General features: G+C 65.9%; 16 protein-coding genes and 1 riboswitch (1 of these 17 running past the window's edge). Of the genes, 6 read left to right on the top strand and 10 right to left on the bottom strand.

What is annotated here, in order from left to right; all coding sequences use genetic code 11:
- Positions 1–53: 53 nt before the first annotated feature.
- The 3 genes from IC762_RS31565 to IC762_RS31555 form a co-directional block, all read right to left on the bottom strand.
- Entirely contained in the window at positions 54–515 is a 462-nt protein-coding gene (locus IC762_RS31565) for a peroxiredoxin family protein (RefSeq protein WP_195785993.1), read from the bottom strand.
- Between the two features lie 54 nt (positions 516–569).
- Positions 570–3,875: an efflux RND transporter permease subunit gene (locus tag IC762_RS31560; protein WP_195785992.1), complete on the bottom strand. Its 3,306-nt coding sequence runs from the start codon at positions 3,873–3,875 to the stop codon at positions 570–572.
- 237 nt (positions 3,876–4,112) lie between these two features.
- On the bottom strand, positions 4,113–4,706 hold the full coding sequence (locus tag IC762_RS31555; protein ID WP_195785991.1) for a gamma-glutamylcyclotransferase: 594 nt from the start codon (positions 4,704–4,706) through the stop codon (positions 4,113–4,115).
- Between the two features lie 131 nt (positions 4,707–4,837).
- Here IC762_RS31555 and IC762_RS31550 point away from each other — a divergent pair, with 131 nt between their 5' ends.
- Positions 4,838–6,025, top strand: coding sequence for a DUF2125 domain-containing protein (locus tag IC762_RS31550; protein ID WP_195785990.1), 1,188 nt, complete (start codon positions 4,838–4,840; stop codon positions 6,023–6,025).
- Between the two features lie 367 nt (positions 6,026–6,392).
- Here IC762_RS31550 and IC762_RS31545 read toward each other — a convergent pair whose 3' ends face one another.
- Genes IC762_RS31545 through IC762_RS31535 form a run of 3 tightly spaced genes read right to left on the bottom strand, consistent with a single transcriptional unit; the run spans position 6,393 to position 9,310 of the window.
- On the bottom strand, positions 6,393–7,331 hold the full coding sequence (locus IC762_RS31545; RefSeq protein WP_195785989.1) for a prephenate/arogenate dehydrogenase family protein: 939 nt from the start codon (positions 7,329–7,331) through the stop codon (positions 6,393–6,395).
- A gap of 8 nt (positions 7,332–7,339) precedes the next feature.
- Positions 7,340–8,437, bottom strand: coding sequence for a histidinol-phosphate transaminase (gene hisC, locus IC762_RS31540; protein WP_195785988.1), 1,098 nt, complete (start codon positions 8,435–8,437; stop codon positions 7,340–7,342).
- Between the two features lie 24 nt (positions 8,438–8,461).
- Positions 8,462–9,310 carry a chorismate mutase gene (locus tag IC762_RS31535; RefSeq protein WP_195785987.1) on the bottom strand — a complete coding sequence of 283 codons (849 nt, stop codon included), beginning with the start codon at positions 9,308–9,310 and terminating at the stop codon, positions 8,462–8,464.
- Between the two features lie 164 nt (positions 9,311–9,474).
- Positions 9,475–9,554, top strand: a riboswitch (SAM riboswitch).
- An 89-nt stretch (positions 9,555–9,643) separates the two neighbouring features.
- Between IC762_RS31535 and metX the strand changes: the two genes are divergently transcribed.
- Together metX and metW are read left to right on the top strand one after the other, a co-directional pair.
- Positions 9,644–10,852, top strand: a complete 1,209-nt coding sequence (metX, locus tag IC762_RS31530; RefSeq protein WP_195785986.1) for a homoserine O-acetyltransferase MetX — start codon at positions 9,644–9,646, stop codon at positions 10,850–10,852.
- The gene (metW, locus tag IC762_RS31525) at positions 10,849–11,514 is read left to right on the top strand and encodes a methionine biosynthesis protein MetW (RefSeq protein WP_195785985.1); all 666 of its coding nucleotides are present in this window, start codon (positions 10,849–10,851) and stop codon (positions 11,512–11,514) included. Before metX ends, metW begins: the two co-directional genes overlap by 4 nt.
- 95 nt (positions 11,515–11,609) lie before the next feature.
- Here metW and IC762_RS31520 read toward each other — a convergent pair whose 3' ends face one another.
- Entirely contained in the window at positions 11,610–12,482 is an 873-nt protein-coding gene (locus IC762_RS31520; protein ID WP_195785984.1) for an alpha/beta fold hydrolase, read from the bottom strand.
- A 232-nt stretch (positions 12,483–12,714) separates the two neighbouring features.
- Here IC762_RS31520 and IC762_RS31515 point away from each other — a divergent pair, with 232 nt between their 5' ends.
- Positions 12,715–13,371, top strand: coding sequence for a TIGR02594 family protein (locus IC762_RS31515; protein WP_195785983.1), 657 nt, complete (start codon positions 12,715–12,717; stop codon positions 13,369–13,371).
- Between the two features lie 97 nt (positions 13,372–13,468).
- Here IC762_RS31515 and IC762_RS31510 read toward each other — a convergent pair whose 3' ends face one another.
- Together IC762_RS31510 and IC762_RS31505 are read right to left on the bottom strand one after the other, a co-directional pair.
- A complete protein-coding gene (locus IC762_RS31510; protein WP_195785982.1) occupies positions 13,469–14,239 on the bottom strand; it encodes an MOSC domain-containing protein in 771 nt (256 codons plus the stop codon).
- 60 nt (positions 14,240–14,299) lie between these two features.
- Complete coding sequence (locus tag IC762_RS31505) at positions 14,300–14,815, bottom strand: GNAT family N-acetyltransferase (RefSeq protein WP_195785981.1); 516 nt, start codon at positions 14,813–14,815, stop codon at positions 14,300–14,302.
- Between the two features lie 57 nt (positions 14,816–14,872).
- On the opposite strand from IC762_RS31505, the gene IC762_RS31500 reads away from it, so the two are divergent.
- Complete coding sequence (locus tag IC762_RS31500) at positions 14,873–15,439, top strand: helix-turn-helix domain-containing protein (protein ID WP_195785980.1); 567 nt, start codon at positions 14,873–14,875, stop codon at positions 15,437–15,439.
- A 202-nt stretch (positions 15,440–15,641) separates the two neighbouring features.
- Positions 15,642–18,281 (top strand): ATP-dependent chaperone ClpB, encoded by a 2,640-nt coding sequence (clpB, locus tag IC762_RS31495; RefSeq protein ID WP_195785979.1) that lies wholly within the window; start codon positions 15,642–15,644, stop codon positions 18,279–18,281.
- A gap of 139 nt (positions 18,282–18,420) precedes the next feature.
- Here clpB and IC762_RS31490 read toward each other — a convergent pair whose 3' ends face one another.
- A protein-coding gene (locus IC762_RS31490) for a peptidoglycan DD-metalloendopeptidase family protein (RefSeq protein ID WP_246801340.1) crosses the window boundary here: on the bottom strand, positions 18,421–20,122 show its 3' portion. It continues 323 nt past the right edge of the window; 1,702 of the gene's 2,025 nt are visible here — the last part of the coding sequence; its start codon lies off the right edge, out of view; its stop codon occupies positions 18,421–18,423.

Raw genomic sequence — 20,122 nt, 5'->3', positions numbered from 1 at the left:
CCGTCATAACGCAGTCGTATGAGCCGGGTTGCAGCCGGGGCGGCCCGGCATCGTCAGTGCGGCGCAGCCAATTCGGCAGCGATGATCGCGCCCAGCGCCATGTCGCTCTGCTGCCCGAAGCCGTGGTGCACGATAGTGCCGTCGCGCCCGATCAGGATGCTGGTCGGCGTGCCCTGCATGCCGTAGCGCTGCATGGTGAGCGGGATCGGCGTGCCGTCGCCGGCCTCGTCGACGCCGATCGGGAAGCTCAGCCGGTACTCGTGGATGAAGGCCTCCAGCGACACCGGCGTCATCGCGGCGTGGTGCTCGAACACCGTGTGCAGCCCGATCACCTGCAAGTCGGAATGTTTGAACAGCTCATGCGCGCGCTGGGTCTGCGGCGTGCCATGCGACACGCATCCCGGGCACAGCATCTGGAACGCATGCAGCAGCACGGGCCGGCCGCGTAGCGCGGCCAATGTCAGCGGCTCGCTGTTGAACCAGCGCGAGACTGCGAGTTCCGGCGCGACGGTCACGGGTTTCGTCCCTTTCGGCGAAGACTCCAAGTTGGCAACATCGGCGTCGGCCTGTCAACGACCGGCCCGGCTCACAGCCGCCCGCCGCGCACGGCGCGCCTCGCGCCGCCGCTGGCTCCAGAGCCGCGCGCGATCGAGATAGAGATAGACCACCGGCGTCGTATAGAGTGTCAGGATCTGGCTCAGGATCAGCCCGCCGAAGATCGCGATGCCGAGCGGCTGGCGCAGCTCGCTGCCTTCGCCGAAGCCGATCATCAGCGGCACCGCGCCGAACAGCGAGGCGAGCGTCGTCATCATGATCGGCCGGAACCGCATCAGGCAGGCTTCATAGATCGCATCCCGCGACGACAGCCCGCGCTGGCGTTCGGCGTCGAGCGCGAAGTCGATCATCATGATCGCGTTCTTCTTGACGATACCGATCAGGAGGATGACGCCGATCGCTCCGATGATGTCGAAATCGGTGTGCGACAGCATCAGCGCCGCCACCGCGCCGACGCCGGCGGAGGGCAGGGTGGAAAGGATCGTCAAGGGGTGGATGTAGCTCTCGTAGAGCATCCCGAGCGAGATGTAGATGATGGCGAATGCCGCGAGGATCACATACAGCTCGTTCGCCATCGACTGCTGGAAAATCTTGGCCTGGCCGGAAAATCCGCCATGAATGTCCGACGGCACTTCGATCGCGCGCATCGTGTTGTCGATCACCGTGGTCGCCGTGCTCAGTGAGGCGCCCGGCGCCAGGTTGAACGAGATCGTGCTCGCGACCAGGAGATCCTGGTGGTTGACCGAAAGCGGCGTCACGCCGTGCTCGAAGCGGGCGACGCTCGACAGCGGGATCATGGTCTCCTGGTTGGTGCTGACCGCGGTTCCGGTCGAGGCGACGCCCTTGCCGGTCGCGCCGATCGAGTTGTTGGCCTGGTTGCGCACCACACTGGCGGCGACCGAAGAGACCGAGCTCTTCTGCGACGACGAGGCGGTCGTTCCGGCCACCGCGTTGGTCGCCTGCGAGCCGCTCGCCGATCCGCCCGACGTCGAGATGTAGACCTGCTTTAAGGTCTCCGGATCCTGCGAGTAGCGCGGCGCCACCTCCATGATGACGTGGTACTGGTTGCGCGCGACGAAGATGGTCGAGACCTGGCGCTGCCCGAACGCGTCGTAAAGCGTATTGTCGAGCTGGCTCACCGTGAGGCCGAGGCGCGACGCCTGGTCGCGATCGATCACCAGATTGGTCTGCAGCGCCTTGTTCTGCTGATCGCTGTTGACGTCGGCCAGCGTCGGCTCCTTCTGCAATGCCGAGACGAGCTTCGGCGTCCACTCGTTGAGCTCCTCGACGGTCGAGCCCTGCAGCGTGTATTGATAGGCCGCGTTGCCGGAGCGTCCGCCGGCGCCGAGGTCGCCGATCGATTGCAGGAACAGCGTGGCGCCGGCGACTTCCGCGAGCCGGCCGCGCAGCCGCTCGATCACCTGGTCGGCCCGCAGCTTGCGCTCGGCGATCGGCTTCAGCGAGGCGAACACCGTGCCGGTGTTGGTAGCGCCGCCCGGTCCCGGGCCGCCACCGCCGCCGGTGAAGCCGACCGCGGTTGCCACCGCCGGATCGGTTTTGACGATCTCGATGAACTGCGTGAGCTTCGCCTTCATCAACTGGAACGAGGTGCTCTGGTCGGCCTGGATCGAGCCGATCAGCAGGCCCGTGTCCTGCTGCGGCACAAAGCCCTTCGGCACCACCGCGTAGAGATGGAAGTTCATGTAGAGCGTGGTGCCGAGGATCAGGATCACCAGCAACGGATGGCGCAGCGCGATGCCGAGCGTGCGCCGGTAGCCGGCCAGCATCGTCTCGAACATCCACTCGTTGATCCGGTAGATCCGTCCGTGCTGTTCGCCGTGTTCGCGCCGCAACAGCACCGAGCACATCATCGGCGTCGTGGTCAGCGAGACCACCAGCGAGATCACGACCGCGATCGTGATCGTCATGGCGAATTCGCGAAACAGGCGACCGACCAGGCCGCCCATCAAGAGGATCGGCACGAACACCGCGACCAGCGACACGCTCATCGACAGCACGGTGAAGCCGACCTCGCGGGCGCCGAGCAGCGTCGCCTCCAGCCGCGACATCCCGGCATCCATGTGGCGGGTGATGTTCTCCAGCACCACGATGGCGTCGTCGACCACGAATCCGGTCGCCACCGTCAGCGCCATCAGCGAGAAGATGTCGAGACTGTAGCCGAGCAGGTACATCACCGCGAAGGTCGCGATCAGCGACACGCCGACCGCGACCACCGGCACCAGCGTGGCGCGCGCATTGCGCAGGAACGCGAACACCACCAGGATCACCAGCGCGACGGCGACCAGCAGCGTGATCTCGACGTCGTGCAGCGAGGCCCGGATGGTCTGCGAGCGGTCGACCGCCAGCGTGATGTCGATCGCCGGCGAGACCGAGGCCTTCAGCTGCGGCATCAGGCCCTTCACCTTGTCGACCATGTTGATGATGTTGGCGCCGGGCTGCCGGTACACGATCATCACGATCGCCGGCTTGCCGTTGGCGAGGCCGAGCGTGCGGGCATTCTCCACGGAATCGATGACCTCGCCGACATCGGTGAGGCGCACCGCGGCGCCGTTGCGGTAGGCCACCACCAGCGGCTTGTAGTCCTCCGCCTTGCGGGCCTGGTCGTTGGCATAGAGCTGGTAGCGCTGGCCGCCGACATCGATGCCGCCCTTCGGGCTGTGCGCATTGGCGCTGGTCAGCGCGGCGCGCACGTCCTCGAGCCCGATGCCGTATTTGTAGAGCGCCGATGGCGTGAGTTCGACCCGCACCGCGGGCAGCGAGCCGCCGCCGACCGAGACCTCGCCGACGCCCTCGACCTGCGACAGCTTTTGCGCCAGCACGGTGGAGGCGGCATCGTAGAGCTCGGCCGGCGTCAGCGTGTCCGAGGTCAGCGTGTAGATCAGGATCGGCGCCGAGGCGGGGTTGAATTTGCGATAGGTCGGATTGCTGCGCAGGCTGGTCGGCAGATCGGCGCGCGCCGCGTTGATCGCCGCCTGCACGTCGCGCGCCGCGCCGTTGATGTCGCGGCCGATGTCGAACTGCAGCGTGATGCGCGCGGTGCCGAGCGAGCTCTGCGAGGTCATCTCGGTGACGCTGGCGATCTGGCCGAGGTGGCGCTCCAGCGGGCTCGCCACGGTGGAGGCGACGTCGGCGGGACTGGCGCCAGGCAGCGCCGCCTGCACCAGGATGGTCGGAATATCGACATCGGGCAGCGGCGAGACCGGCAGCTTGAAAAACGCGATGACGCCGGCCACCACGAGCCCGAGCGACAGCAGCGTGGTGCCGACCGGTCGGCGGACAAAGGGAGCGGAGAGGTTCATGCTATCAGCGACGGCGTCGTTGAGGTCAGCTTCTATATATCGGTGCGGTAATGCAAAAGCCCAAATGTCACAGGCCGCCGCCACACCTCCGCCGTGATTGATCGGATGCATGCCACTTCGCGCGGAAAGTGGTCGATCCGGCAACAATTGGGCAATGTAGGATGGGTGGAGCGAAGCGATACCCATCAGCTTTTATCCGCGCGGCACGATGATGGGTATCGCTACGCTCCACCCATCCTACGGGTCCCGGGCAGCCTCGCGATGCATGGTGCCCGCCGCATGCAGCATCGCCGCGAGCTGGTGCAGCGGCGCGTCGCGAAAGCCCTGCTTCTCGATCGCGGCCACCGTCGAGAGCACGTAGTCGCGGTTGTTGCCGGAGCGGCCGTGGCCCTGCTGCACGAAGCGCACCTGCTCGGCGAGCGACAGCCTTCCGGCATATTGCACATGGCCGCGGTCGACGACGTAGGCGAGCGCGGAGACGCGCTTGCGCGCCTCGTTCTCCAGCCACACCGAGCGCATCACCTCGCGATAGACATTGGTGGTCTGCTCGCGCGCGCGCAAGTAAGCGATGGTGTCGTTGCGCAAGTGAGCCGCGACGCGGAATGCGATGCCGCGGCAGGCGCCGCCGCGGTCGAGCCCGAGCACCAGGCCGGGCTTCTCCGGCGTGCCGCGGTGATCGAAGGAATAGACGCAGAGTGCGCGATGCTCGCCGATCAGCCGCGCCGGCACCTGTTCCAGGAACTCGAACCCCGGCTTCCACATCAGCGAGCCGTAGCCGAACACCCAGAGCTCGCCGTCGGCGGTCTCAGACTTAAGGGGGTTTGCTGCCATTGCGCGGATGGGCTAGCAGAACAAACCGCCCAAGCGAAGTGGATTCCGTGCTGTTTCCGACAGTTGCTCGCGGGATGCTCGAGGCTTGGTGCCGCTTAGATTTGACAAATTCGCGCGCCAAAGGGACCCGCATGTCCGATTTGACCTCCACGCCGCGCCGCCGCTCGCGCGCCGGCCTTTACGCCGCGCCCATCTTCGTGCTCGTCGCCGCGATCGCGTGGAGCGGCTTCTGGTTCTTTGCCGCTTCCCAGGTCGGCGTGCAGGCCGATGCCTGGCGCGCGCAGGAGGCCAGGGCCGGCCGGGTCTACGATTGCGGCAACCGCTCGGTGGCGGGTTACCCGTTCCGGCTCGAGATCCGCTGCACGGACCCGAGCGTGATGCTGGTCTCGCAGACCGCGTCGCCGCAGGATTCCTTCGTGGCGCGGCTCGCCGAGATCCTGGTGGTGGCGCAGATCTACGATCCGAAGCGGGTGATCGCGGAGTTCAAGGGGCCGGCGACGATCGCCGAGCGCAATGCGCAGCCGTCGCTGTCGGTCAACTGGCGCTTGGGGCAGAGCAGCGTGTTCGGGCTGCCGGCGGTGCCGCAGCGCGCCTCCCTGGTGTTCGACGATCTCGCCATCGACCGGATCGGCGGCGCCGTGCCGGCGCCGCTGGCGCGCGCCGCGCATGTCGAACTGCACGGCCGGCAGGTCGACGGGCCGACCCCCGACAGTCCGGCGATCGAGACCGTGCTCCAGATCAATGGCGGCACCTTGCAGGACGTGCATCCGTTGCTGGCGCAGGCATTCAATGCCGATATCCATGCGCGACTGAACGGATTGAAGGACCTTTCGCCAAAGCCGTGGCCGGATCGTTTCCGCGAAATCCAGGCGGCCAACGGCAGTGTCGAGATCATGCAGTCGCGGATCGAGCAGGGCGACGTGCTCTCGGTCGCCGCCGGCACCTTGCGGCTGAACGCGCAGGGGCGGATCGAGGGCGAGCTGCAGATGACGGTCGCCGGCCTCGAGCGCGTGATCCCGGCGCTCGGCATCGACAAGATGCTGGAGGACGGCGTGCCGCAGTCGACGCTCGACCGCGTCGCGCCCGGCGTGAAGAGCCAGGACATCAACAACCTGTTCGGTGCGCTGGATCGCGCGATCCCCGGCCTCGGCAAGGCGATCAAGCAGAACGCCAATGCCGGCATCACCGCCGGCATCAATTCGCTCGGCAAGGAAGCCGTGCTCGAAGGCAAGAAGGCCCGCAGCTTCCCGCTCCGCTTCGCCGACGGCGCGGTGTTCTTGGGCCCGCTGAAAGTGGGGCAGATTCCACCGCTGTTCTGAGGGCGGCCGCGCCATCGTTCCATCCCTCGTCATTCCGGGGCTCGCGAAGCGTCCCCACCTGCCGCTGTCATCGCCCGGCCTGTGCGCAATTGCGCACATGGACCGGGCGACCCAGTACGCCGCCGCTCATCGGCTCAAGCGCAGCCGCCTCTGGAATACTGGATCACCCGCATGCGCGGGTGATGACACCGCGGTGGAGGTTGGTGAATCGAGAACTATCCTCACCGTCGTCCTGGCGAATGCCAGGACCCATTACCCCGACCGCCTGCTGCAGCATGACGCTGGGGCCGCGATCCCGTTCACAATCACATTCGGTGGTTATGGGTCCTGGCTTTCGCCAGGACGACGGCGAATGCGCGGCCGCAAATCAGCCCGGCTTCTTCAAATTCCCATGCTGCCGGCCGAAGTCGGGCGCGGCGGAATCCTGGCCGGTCTCGACGATGCCGCGGCGGATGGCGCGGGTGCGGGTGAAGTGGTCGAACAGGGCGTCGCCGTCGCCGCGCCGGATCGCGCGGGTGAGTTTCGAGAGGTCCTCCGTGAAGGTGCCGAGCATTTCCAGCACGGCGTCCTTGTTGGCGAGGAACACGTCGCGCCACATCGTCGGATCGGAGGCCGCGATGCGGGTGAAGTCGCGGAAGCCGCCGGCGGAGAATTTGATCACCTCGGATTCCGTCACCTGCGCCAGCTCGTCGGCGGTGCCGACGATGGTGTAGGCGATCAGATGCGGCAGATGGCTGGTGATCGCGAGCACGAGGTCATGATGATCCGGCGTCATGATCTCGACCTTGGCGCCGAGCCCGGCCCAGAACGCGCGCAGCCGCGCCGTCGCTTCCGGATCGGTGCGTTCGGGCGGCGTCAGGATGCACCAGCGGTTGATGAACAGCTCCGCGAAGCCGGAATCCGGACCCGAATGCTCGGTACCGGCGACCGGATGCGCCGGCACGAAGTGCACGCCCTCGGGCAAATGCGGCGCCATGTCCTTGACGATCGCGCCCTTCACCGAGCCGACATCGGAGATGATGGCGCCAGGCTTCAGATGCGCGGCAATCTCGGCCGCGACCGGACCGCAGGCGCCGACGGGAATGCAGAGGATGACGAGATCGGCATCCTTCACCGCCTCGATGTTGGTCTCGACCACCTTGTCGACGATGCCGAGCTCGGCGACGCGGGCGCGTGTCTGCTCCGAGCGCGCCGAGGTCACGATCTCGCCGGCGAGCCCTTGCGCGCGGGCGCCGCGCGCGATCGAGCCGCCGATCAGGCCGAAGCCGATCAGCGCGATGCGGTTGAAGAGGGGAGCCGTGCTCACGTCCGCCATCACTTTCCGGCCAGGAAGTCGCGCAGCGCCTCGACCACGAGGCGGTTGGCTTCCTCGGTGCCAATGGTCATGCGCAACGCATGCGGCAACTTGTAGTTCTTCAGGGCGCGCAGCACGAGGCCGCGCCGGGTCAGATAGGCGTCGGCTTCGTCCGAGGTCTTGCCTTTGTCGGTCGGGAAATGGATCAGCACGAAATTGGCGACGCTCGGCGTCACCTTCAGCCCGAGCTTGCCGATCTCCTCGGTCAGCCAGTTGCGCCAGTGTTCGGTGTGCGCCTTCGACATCTGTACATGCGCGGTGTCCTCGATTGCCGCGACCGCCGCCAGCATCGCCGGCGTCGTCACGTTGAATGGACCGCGGATCCGGTTGCAGGCATCGACGATATGCGCCGGCCCGAACATCCAGCCGATCCGCAGTGCGGCAAGGCCGTGGATCTTGGAGAAGGTGTGCGTCACCACCGTGTTGTCGGTGGTCGCGACCAGCTCGATGCCGAGCTCATAGTCGTTGCGCGAGACGTAGTCGGCGTAGGCGGCGTCGAGCACCAGCAGCACATGCGAAGGCAGCGCGGCGCGCAGCCGCTTGACCTCGTCGAACGGCAGATAGGTGCCGGTCGGATTGTTCGGGTTGGCGAGCCAGACCAGCTTCGTGCGCGGCGTCACCACCTTGAGGATGGCGTCGACGTCGGCGGTGAAATTACTCTCGGCCGCGACCACGTTCCTGGCACCGTTCGCCATCGTCGCGATCGGGTAGACCAGGAAACCGTGGCTGGTCGAGATCGCCTCGTCGCCGGGCGCGAGGTAGGTGTGGGCCAGCAAATTGAGAATCTCATCGGAGCCGGCGCCGCAGATGATGCGATCAGGATCGAGCCCGTAGGCGCGGCCGATCGCCTCGCGCAGCACCCGCGAAGTGCCCTCCGGATAATCCTCGAGATGGTCGGCGGCCTGCTTGTAGGCCGCGATCGCCTTCGGCGAGGGACCGAACGGCGTCTCGTTGGCCGACAGCTTGAACACCTTGCGGCCCGGTTCCGGCACCGGGCTCTTGCCGGGCGTGTAGGGCGCAATATCGAGAATGCCGGGGTTCGGCACGGGGCGGGACATCGTCAACTCCGGGTAACGGCGGGCCTAGCTCTTGGCCGGCCCGTTCGAGGGCACCGTATAGCGCGTTGCGTGGCTGCCGACGAGGGCCGAGGAGCGCACCGAGGCGCCGGCCTTGATCAGAGCGAGCTTGATCTCCTCGAAGCCGTGGTCCGAGACCGAGACCAAAAGCGCCGCGCCGTCGAAGGCGGTGTCGGGGACCGCGACGATCTCGGCGAGTGGCGCAAGGGCGCGGGCGACGTCGGCGTTCCAGCCGGAGACGCGCACGCTCCAGGTCTGCACCTCCGTCACCATGGCATCGTCGGCAACCCGCGAGATCACGAACACCGGCAACGCGGCGGGGTGGTCGGCGCGCTCGAGGAACGGCAGCCGCGCGATGATCTTCGGCGCGCCATCGGCCTCCAGCGCGTTCCACCACGGCGTGCGGCTCGCGATCGCGGAGACCAGCGCGAGGTCGCCCTTCGACTTCGCCGCCGCCTCGACCGCTGCCTGCGCACTGAAATGCGAGACGTAAGGCACCACGAAGCCGAAATGGAAGCGCGCGGAGTCGCGCATCGCGGACTCGCCGACGGAGACGTCGGCATGCACCGCGAACGGCGCCTGCACGTAGGTGAACGTCGAGATGATGACGCGCCAGATGCTCTCGATGGTGTCGAGCGGCAGGATGCCGCGATGCCGCCGCACCAGCTCGCGCATCATGCTGGCCTCGCGCGCCGGGCGGAACGCCGAGCCGACCTCCTGGGTCTTCTTGACCTGGATCAGCCGGTCGATGATGTCGCCGCGCGCCATCAGCAGGCGGTGAACCTGTTCGTCGATCGCGTCGATCTCCTTGCGCAGCTCCTGCAGCGAAGGCGGCGATGGGGGTGGGTTGGACATTGCGTAGAAACCTTGTTCGTCCGGGTGGCCTGACCTCGTTCCGGACGGCTCCCTGATTAGGAAAGACGGCAACCGAAAGCAAAGAGAAACCTCGCAGGCGTGCGTTGCGCAATCGGTTAACCATTGGGCCCGCCTTGACGGCGGGAGGCGCGGGGACTACGTTTGCCCCACTCCGTGGTCATTTGAGCCGGCCGGCTTGCAGCCACGTTAAACAACTCGCTAAACAGGCCGGGGACAGCTCAGCTAGCTCCCGGCCGAACCTATGTTCAGGCCGGGTTTTTTATTGGCCTGATTCCTGTTCGAGGCCTCCCGCGTGGAGGCGAGGTCGCCTACATGAACAACGTGCGTCCGATAACGAGCCAGCAGGTCCCCAGCGACGATCGCGCCCATGAGGTCGATCATCCCTCGTCTTTGGTGGCGAAGTTCGGCGTGGACCAGCCGCTCAAGCTCGACTGCGGCGTCGATCTCGCACCGTTCCAGATCGCCTACCAGACCTATGGCGAGCTCAACGCCGACCGCTCCAACGCGATCCTGATCTGCCATGCGCTGACCGGCGATCAGCACGTCAACAACGTCCATCCGGTCACCGGAAAGTCCGGTTGGTGGGACACCATGGTCGGGGCCGGCAAGCCGCTCGATCCCGAAAAATACTTCATCATCTGCTCCAACGTGATCGGCGGCTGCATGGGCTCGACCGGCCCGGCTTCGATCAATCCGGCGACGGGCAAGGCGTGGGGGCTCGAATTCCCCGTCATCACCATCCCCGACATGGTGCGCGCGCAGGCGATGCTGATCGATCGCCTCGGCATCGATACGCTGTTCTGCGTGGTCGGCGGCTCGATGGGCGGCATGCAGGTGCTGCAATGGACTGCGGCGTATCCGGAGCGCGTGTTCTCGACCTTGGCAATCGCCTGCTCGACGCGCCACTCGGCGCAGAACATCGCGTTCCACGAACTGGGGCGGCAGGCCGTGATGGCCGATCCGGACTGGCGCGGCGGCCGCTATGTCGACGAGGATACCCATCCGCATCGCGGGCTCGCGGTGGCGCGGATGGCCGCGCACATCACCTATCTCTCGGACGCCGCGCTGCATCGCAAGTTCGGGCGGCGGATGCAGGACCGCGAACTGCCGACCTTCTCGTTCGATGCGGATTTCCAGGTCGAGAGCTATCTGCGCTACCAGGGCTCGTCGTTCGTCGAGCGCTTCGACGCCAACTCCTATCTCTATCTGACCCGCGCGATGGACTATTTCGACATCGCCGCCGACCACAACGGCGCGCTGGCGAATGCGTTCACCGGCATCAAGACGCGGTTCTGCGTGGTGTCGTTCACCAGCGACTGGCTGTTTCCGACCTCGGAATCGCGTGCGCTGGTGCATGCGCTGAACGCGTCGAGCGCGCGGGTGTCGTTCGCCGAGATCGAGACCGATCGCGGCCATGACGCCTTCCTGCTCGACGTGCCGGAATTCTTCGAGATCTCGCGCGCGTTCCTGCAGGCCGCAGGCAAGGCGCGCGGCCTCAGGGGCGGCGAGGCCCAGTCATGAGCATGCAGCAGACATTGCCCCTGCCGGGTGTCGCGCCGGAGCGCACCGGCGGCTATCGCAGAGACCATCTCTTGGTCGCCGAGATGGTCAAGCCCGGCTCGCGCGTGCTCGACGTCGGCTGCGGCGACGGAGAGTTGCTGCAATTGCTGGAGAGCCGCGGCATCGACGGCCGCGGCATCGAGCTGTCGCGCGAGGGTGTCAACGGCTGCGTCGCCAAGGGGCTCGCGGTGGTGCAGGGCGACGCCGACACCGATCTCGTCAACTATCCCGACGATGCCTTCGACTATGTGATCCTGTCGCAAACCTTGCAGGCGACGCGGCAGCCCAAGGTGGTGCTGGAAAACCTGCTGCGGATCGGCCACCGCGCCATCGTCTCGTTCCCGAATTTCGGCTTCTGGAAGATGCGGCTGCAGCTCCTGATCGGCGGCCACATGCCGCGCACCGAGAATCTGCCGGCGAGCTGGTACGACACCTCGAACATCCACTTCTGCACCATCAAGGATTTCGTGGAGCTCTGCGACGAGATCAACGTCAAGATGGAGCGCGCCGTCGCGCTCGATCTCTACGGCCGCCCGGTGCCGCTGAACCTGCCGTGGTGGGTGTGGAACATGTTCGGCGAGCAGGGCGTATTTTTGCTGAGCCGGGGAGAGAAGGGGAAGTGACGTCTCGGCGTCATTCCGGGATGGTCCGAAGGACCAGACCCGGAATCTCGAGATTCCGGGTTCTTCGCTTCGCGAAGCCCCGGAATGACGGAGACCTACACCGCCGCCGCCACCTGCGACCGCGGATCGCGTACCGGCCATCGTCCGGCCTCGACCAGCGTGATGAAGCGCTCGACCATCTCGTTGAACAGCGCCGGCTCCTCGAGATTGAGCACATGCCCCGCCTTCGGAAAGAACGCGAGCCCCGCGGCCGGCAGGTGCTTCTTCAAGAACATGCTCGGCGCTACGCAATTGTCGTCCTCGTCGCCGCACAGGATCAGCGCCGGCGTCGGCACGCGGCGGATCGCGTCGGTCATGGTGTAGATCGAGGGCCGGCCGCCTTGAAAACTGCGCATCGTGTTGGCCGAGCCCTTGGCATCGTGGCGCGCCAGCGCGGCGTAGAAATCGGCGTGGCCGCGCGGATCCTTGAGCAGGAACGGGATCCGGCTCGGCGCCTCGCGCGTCACCTTCGCGACCTCGACCGAGCCGATCGTCTCATACTGCTCGGCATTGGCGCGGCACTGCGCGCGGAAGGCATCGAGGTTCTCGAGCGGCGAACCCGAGCCGACCGCGGCCAGCGTCATCGACAGCGCGCGCTCCGGCGCGTTGAGGCCGATCTGCAGCGACGAATAGGAGCCCATCGAGAGCCCGACCAAATGCGCCTTGGCGATGCCGAGGTGATCGAGCACCGCGAGCGCGTCCCGATAGAAGTGCTCGTAGGTGTAGACCTCGGCGCCCGGTGGCACGTCCGACGGCGTGTAGCCGCGCGCGGAATAGGCGATGCAACGGTGGCCGCGCGAGAAGTAGCGCATCTGCGGCTCCCAATTGGTGTGATCGGCTGCGAACTCGTGCAGGAAGATGATCGGGGTGCCGTGGCCGGCCTCCTCGAAATAGAGGCGGACATGATCTTTCGTCATGGCGTGGGGCATTGAACTTTCCTTCTCATTTGCCGCCTCCAGATTTGCAGTTAATTTTCGCGGCCGCAATGCGGCAGCCGCGGTTTCTTTTCGTCATGGAATCTTCGCGGAATGACCCCGAAATCGTTTCCGCAGCGCCGCATGAAATCTTCCTCTCGCCACATCCCGGCTTGCAAAACCACCGCCGCGTTCCCTCGGGGTGCGCGGTGGGGAACGGGGGTTGCTCCAGAGGATCAAGTCAAGAATGGTTCAGTTGCTTGCGTATCGCCGGTCGCTTCGCGTTATCGCGCTGGCTCTTTGTTCGCTCACTCTCGCCGTCGTCTCTGCCGCTCCGGCGTCCGCCCGTCCCCGTCATTCGCATCATGCGCATTCGGCTTACGCCGGCCATCACGCGCAGCACTACGCCTATCGTCACACGCGGCATGCGGCGCGGCTCGCGCGCGCCGAAGAGACGCCGATGGGCGGCTTTGCCGATGCCAATGCGGCCTTCGTGCCCCACACGGACGCCGTGCCGAACACCGGCGGCGTGACCTTCGCGGACAGCAGCTATGGCTCGCCCGGCCTCGTAGCCGAGGCCCGCCGCTATATCGGCGGCAATCCGACCAGCCGTCGCAGCCTGTGGTGCGCACGCTTCATGAACATGGTGCTGAAGGATACCGGCTATCGCGGCACCAATTCGGACATGGCGAGCTCGTTCGCCCATTACGGCCAGCGCGTCTCGGGACCGCAGGTCGGCGCCATCGCCGTGATGGGCCGCCGCGGCGGCGGCCATGTCGGCATCATCACCGGCATCGACGCCAAGGGCAATCCGATCATGATCTCGGGCAACAACGGCAACCGCGTCCGCGAGGCGTCGGTGTCGCGCGGCCGGATCTATGCCTATGTGATGCCGACCAACTAGAGCATGATCCGGAAAAGTGTGAAGCGGTTTTCCGAAAAGATCATGCTCAAACAAGGAGCTGAAGCGCGATGATGGTTTAACCCAATCTCATCGCGCTTTAAGCGCCGATCGTGTCACCGACGGCAACCTCGCCGTCGGTGATGATCTCGGCATAGATGCCGCATTCATTGTGGCCGAAGCGCTGCATCAGCGTCTGCGGCACCTTGAGGTCGCGCACGCCGCTGTCGGGATCGACATTGACCGCGGCGCAGCGGGTGATGCGCTTCACCACCTTCGCCCGCGCGCTGCCGATCGCAATCGTCTGGTCGAGCAGCGTGGCCTCGTGCCAGGCCGGCCAGCCCTCGACATAGAGGTTGGCGCGGAAGCGCAGGGGATGGACCGGCGCCTGCACCATGGCCTCGATCGCGCGCAGGCTCGCCAGATTGATGATCGAGACCACCTTGCGCGGGACGTCGGAGAAGCTGTGGCCGGGGCTCGCCAGCACCTTGGGCGGCCCCTTGATCTGGCCGGCGTGGCGATCGGCAAAATAGCGCTCGATCGCCGCGCGTCCCGCGGCCGTCTCGAGATCGCCTTGCGCCGCCATCGCGCCGTCGCGATGCAGCGTCAGCACATGGCTGTCGTCGTCGAAATGGGTGCGCAGCGGCGCCAGCCACTCGTCCCGCTGCAGCATCAGGAAATGCGGCTTCGCCAGCCATTGCGGCGCGCCCGGATCGAAGCCGCTCGGGCCGTTCTCGATCGCGTAGCGGCGATCCGAGCGGAGCGTCTGGCCGCTCTTCAGCTCGGCCTGAGGCAGCGGCTCGGGGGTGAGACCCTTGACGGGATAGCGGTAGATGCCGGTGATCGTGGCGGCGGCGCGTGCTGGTTCCATGTGTCCGCTCTAGCCTGTTTGGCGCGCGACGAGAACCGCCACCCCGCGAGGGGCACGCAGCTAGTCGGGCCGCGCCGCGCCCGGAGCGTCCAGCACGCGCTGCATGAACACCAGATCGAGCCAGCGACCGAACTTGCGGCCGACCTCCGGCATCCTTGCGACCTCGACGAAGCCCATGCTCGTGTGCAGCCGGAGCGAAGCGGGATTGCCGCCGTCGATGCCGGCGATCATGACGTGCTTGCCGAGCGCTATCGCTGCAGCCACGAGCTCGTCGACGATGACGCGTCCGAGGCCGCGGCCGCGATGGTCGGCGTGGATATAGACGCTGTGCTCCACGCTGTAGCGATAGCCCGGAAAGGCCCGGAAATCGCCGAACGTGCCGTAGCCGAGCACCACGGGCCCTTCGGCCGCGACCAGCACCGGGTAGCCCAGCGCCTGCCGCGCCTGCATCCAGGCGAGCCGCTCGGCGTCGGTGTCCTGCTTCTCCGTCCAGATCGCGTTCGAGTTGGCGACCGCCTCATTGAAGATCGCGGTGATCGCGGGAATGTCCTGCTCGGTGGCCGGGCGGATGGTCATCGCATTTTCCTTGTTCCGTCTCTTGCATTGGCAGGATCGTCCACTATATTGGATATCATGTCAATTATAGAGGACAAGGCCGACGAGGCTCTTGGAAGGCGCGTTCGCGCCGAACGGGAGGGGCGCGGCTGGTCGCTGGCGCAACTCGCCGGGCGGGCCGGCGTGTCCAAGGCCATGCTCAGCAAGATCGAGCGGGCCGAGGCGAGCCCGACGGCGGTAACGCTGTCGCGGATCGCCACGGCCTATGGCCTGACCCTGGCTGGACTGTTCGAGGTTGCTGCGGCTGAGGGGTCCCGCCTGCAGCGCGCCAAGGACCAGCCGGTCTGGCGCGATCCGCAGGCGGCCTATCTACGACGGCAGGTGTTCCTGCATCCCGCCAATCCACTCGAGCTGGTCGAGATCGAACTGCCTGCGCAGCAGGAGGCCGGTTTTCCCGCCAGCGCCTATCACCTGGTCCGTCAGGTGGTCTGGGTCATCGATGGCCGCCTTACGCTGATGGAGGGGACGGTTCGTCATGAGCTTGCTGCGGGTGACCGCGTCGAGCTCGGCCCGCCGTCGGACATTGTCTTTCGTAACGAGAGCGCTCAGCCCTGCCGCTACCTTGTCGCCATCGTGCGGCGCTGAGATCCACCGGGCAAAATCGCGAGTGTGGCTCTTCCGTTTTGGAACCAAATGCCCACATCTGCGGCAAGCCTGAAAAATGATGGCGACGACCAGAGGCTGGTTGAGGAACGTCAACGCGGCCCGCGGAAACCCTAGTGAAAACCCAATGAAGATGCCGGAACCATGCCTGAATGGGTGGTGACGGCAGGCCGAGGGAAACGAAATGAACGTAGAAAAGTACACCGAGCGCGCGCGCGGATTCATCCAGTCTGCCCAATCGCTCGCAATACGCGATGGTCACCAGCAGTTCTCGCCGTTGTATCTGTTGAAGGTGCTGCTTGATGACAACGAGGGGCTCGCCGGCGGTCTGATCGACCGCGCCGGGGGCAATTCCAGGGCGATCCTGAAAGCGACCGAAGAGGCGCTGAACAAGCTGCCGAAAGTGTCGGGAAGCGGTGCCGGGCAAGTCTATCTTGCGCCGGAGCTGGCGCGTGCCTTCGATGCGGCGGAGAAGGCCGCCGACAAGGCTGGCGACAGCTTCGTCACCGTCGAGCGGCTGCTGCTCGGGCTCACGCTCGAGAAGGGCAGCGAGGCTGCGAGCATCCTGAGCAAGGGCGGCGTCACCGCGCAGAATCTCAATGCCGCGATCGAAGCGCTACGCAAGGGGCGCACCGCCGATTCAGCAACCGCCGAGAACGCCTATGACGCGCTGAAGAAATATGCGCGTGACCTGACCCAGGCGGCGCGTGACGGCAAGCTCGATCCGGTGATCGGCCGCGACGAGGAGATCCGCCGCACGATTCAGGTTCTGTCGCGGCGAACCAAGAACAATCCCGTGCTGATCGGCGAGCCCGGCGTCGGCAAGACCGCCATCGTCGAGGGCCTGGCGCTGCGCATCCTCAACGGCGACGTGCCGGAGAGCCTGAAGGACAAGAAGCTGCTGTCGCTCGACATGGGCGCGCTGATTGCGGGCGCGAAATACCGTGGCGAGTTCGAGGAGCGGCTGAAATCCGTGTTGCAGGAGGTCTCGACCGCCGAGGGCGGCATCATCCTGTTCATCGACGAGATGCACACGCTGATCGGCGCCGGCAAGGCCGACGGCGCGATGGACGCCTCCAATCTGCTGAAGCCTGCGCTCGCCCGTGGCGAGCTGCATTGCATCGGCGCGACCACGCTCGACGAGTACCGCAAGCATGTCGAGAAGGATGCCGCGCTGGCGCGGCGCTTCCAGCCGATCTATGTCAGCGAACCGACCGTCGAGGACACCATCTCGATCCTGCGCGGCCTGAAGGACAAATACGAGCAGCATCACGGCGTGCGGATCACCGATTCCGCGCTGGTGGCTGCGACCACGCTGTCGAACCGCTACATCACCGACCGCTTCCTGCCCGACAAGGCCATCGACCTGATGGACGAAGCCGCGGCGCGGCTGAAGATGCAGGTCGATTCAAAGCCCGAAGAGTTGGATTCGCTCGATCGCGACATCATCCGGCTCAAGATCGAGCAGGAAGCGCTGAAGAAGGAAAGCGATGCCGGCTCGAAGAGCCGCCTGCAGACGCTTGAGAAAGAGCTTGCGGATCTCGAGGAGAGGTCGGCGGCGCTGACGGCGCGCTGGAGCGCGGAGAAGAACAAGCTCTCCAACGCCCAGAAGCTGAAAAGCGAGCTCGATGCACTGCGCGTCGAGCTGGCCAACGCGCAGCGCCGTGGCGAATTCCAGAAGGCGGGCGAACTGGCCTATGGCCGGATTCCCGATCTGGAGAAGAAGCTCGCGGATGTCGAGGCGCGCGAGAACGGCGGCGAGATGATGGAGGAGGCGGTAACCGCCAACCACATCGCGCAGGTCGTCTCGCGCTGGACCGGCGTGCCGGTCGACAAGATGCTCGAGGGCGAGAAAGACAAGCTGCTGCGCATGGAGGATTCGCTGGCCAGGCGCGTCGTCGGCCAGGCCGAAGCCGTGCATGCGGTGGCGACCGCCGTGCGCCGTGCCCGTGCCGGGCTGCAGGACCCGAACCGGCCGACTGGCTCGTTCATGTTCTTGGGGCCGACCGGCGTCGGCAAGACCGAGCTGACCAAGGCGCTCGCCGCTGACCTGTTCAACGACGAGACCGCGATGGTCCGCCTCGATATGTCGGAGTTCATGGAGAAGCACTCGGTTTCGCGGCTGATCGGCGCGCCTCCCGGTTATGTCGGCTACGACGAGGGCGGGGCGCTCACCGAAGCGGTGCGGCGCCGGCCCTACCAGGTCGTGCTGTTCGACGAGATCGAGAAAGCGCATCCGGATGTCTTCAACGTGCTGTTGCAGGTGCTCGATGACGGCCGCCTGACCGATGGTCAGGGCCGCACTGTCGATTTCCGCAACACGCTGATCATCATGACCTCGAACCTCGGTTCGGAGTTTTTGGTGAACCAGCCGGAAGGCGAGGACACCTCGGCAGTCCGCGATCAGGTGATGGGCGTGGTGCGGGCGCATTTCAGGCCGGAATTCCTGAACCGCATCGACGAGATCATCCTGTTCCACCGGTTGCAGCGCAACGAGATGGGCCGCATCGTCGAGATCCAGTTCGCGCGGCTGACAAAGCTGCTCGAGGATCGCAAGATCACGCTGGAGCTTGACGGTAAGGCGCGCGATTGGCTCGCCGAGAAGGGCTGGGATCCGGCCTATGGCGCCCGGCCGTTGAAGCGGGTGATCCAGCGCAGCGTGCAGGATCCACTCGCCGAGATGATTTTGGCGGGCGAGGTCAAGGATGGCGACCGTGTCGTGATCTCGGAAAAGGGCAAGGTGCTGACCTTCAACGGTCAGGTGCCGAACACCGCCGAGATCGTGCAGTTCGATGCGCCTGTGCCGAAGCGCAAGTTGAACTGACGTAGGTCAGCTCGCACACACACTCTCGTCATGCCCGGGCTTGTCCCGGGCATCGACGTCTTTTGCGCGAGGACAGTGAACGTGGATGGCCGGGACAAGCCCGGCCATGACGGTGTGGGAGCGTCGAGTGGAGACGCGATCAGCGGTTGCTGATGGAGCGGGTCTGCGACGTGGTGCCCGACGCGTCCGAGACGATGCGCGAGCTGCCGCGGCTGCTCATCTGGGCGTCGATCCCGTCGCGGGCCTTCTCGAAGGCCGCCAGCATCGGGCCTTCCAGCGAACGGCCGCGCGGCAGTTTCACGCGCATCGGATCGACGAAGCGGCCGTTGACCAGGATTTCGTAGTGGACGTGCGGGCCGGTCGATTGGCCGGTCGAGCCGACGAAGCCGATCACCTGGCCCTGCCGCACCTTCTTGCCGACTTCCATGCCCTTGGCGAACGCCGACATGTGGCCATAGGCGGTCTCGTAGCCATTGGCGTGCTTCATGCGGATATATTTGCCGTAGCCGCCTTCGGGGCCGATCTTCTCGATCACGCCATTGCCGGAGGCGAAGATCGGCGTGCCGTAGGCGGTGGCCCAGTCGACGCCGGTGTGCATCTTCACATAGCCGAGGATCGGATGGCGGCGGCCGCCGAAGCCGGAGCGCATGATCGCGTTGGCGACCGGCTTGCGGACCAGGAATTTCTTCGCGCTCTTGCCGGTCTCGTCATAGTAGTCGACGAGGTTGTCGTCGGAACTCTGGAAACGGTAGTATTTCTTGGTTTCGCCGCCCACCGTCAGCGCGGCGTAGAGCACCTCGGTCTTCTCGGTGTTGGCGACGCCTTCGTCCTCACCTGCGTAGAACACGTCGAAGGAATCGCCGGGCTGCACCTTGCGCTGGAAATCGACGTCGTAGGAGTAGATCTTGACCATGTCCTCGATCACGGTCGGCGGCACCTTGTTGCGCAGCGCGGTCTCGTAAATGCTCTGATAGAGCCGCACGCCGGTGCCATCATCTTCGTCGTCATCGTCCTTGGAATTATCCGCGGTGTCGGTGACGGTGTTCATGCTCTGCACGTCGACGGCGACATATTTGCCGATGTCGGACAGTGCGGCGATCGCTTCAACGGTCGAATCGTTGGCGACGATCACGCGATATGGCTGCAACCGGGCGCCCGGCGCCGACGGTGCCATCAGGATGCGGACCTTCTGGCCTTCCTTGAGGCCGCCGTCCCGGCCGCGCGGGCCAAGCGTCGCCGCGATCGCCTTGATTTCATCGGCGTTCGCGCCCTGGTCGCGCAGGATCGAGGCGATGCTGTCGCCCTTCTTGACGACGTGGGTCCGTTCCCCGGTCGGATTGCCGCCGGTCACTTGCTCCTTGGTCTTCGCCAGCAAGGTGACGTTCTCCGGCACCACGCGGGTCTCGAATCCCGCATAGGGATCGGAGACGTTGCCTTCGCTGGCATAGGCCATCTTCAGGTCGGGGCCAGCCGCGCCGGTCGCGTCGGCCGTCGCATTGGCGAGCGAGGCGTAGCGCACCGAAGCGCCGGAGCCGCGCCAGTTGGCAGCGTCGCGCACCCGCATCAGGATGTCGTCGAGCGCGACCACCGCCGCGAGCTTCGCCTTCGGCAGCACGGTGCCGAGATCCTTGGTGACGAAGGAGACCTCGGCGTCCGGCTCCGCGGCATCGGCCGCCGCGCTGGTGTCCTCGGCCGCCGCCGGCGTGTCGGAGCCGACATCGGTCAGCAAACGCTGCGCGTTGAATGGGGGGATCTTCGCCGACAGGTCGCTCGTGGTCATCGAGAGATTGCCGGAAATCCGGATGAAGGGGCGCACCCGCATCACGTCGCGATTGCCGACG

Origin of the sequence: Bradyrhizobium genosp. L (assembly GCF_015624485.1) — a bacterium.
Taxonomy (GTDB): Bacteria; Pseudomonadota; Alphaproteobacteria; order Rhizobiales; family Xanthobacteraceae; genus Bradyrhizobium.
This window is presented reverse-complemented; position numbering and strand designations above follow the sequence as displayed.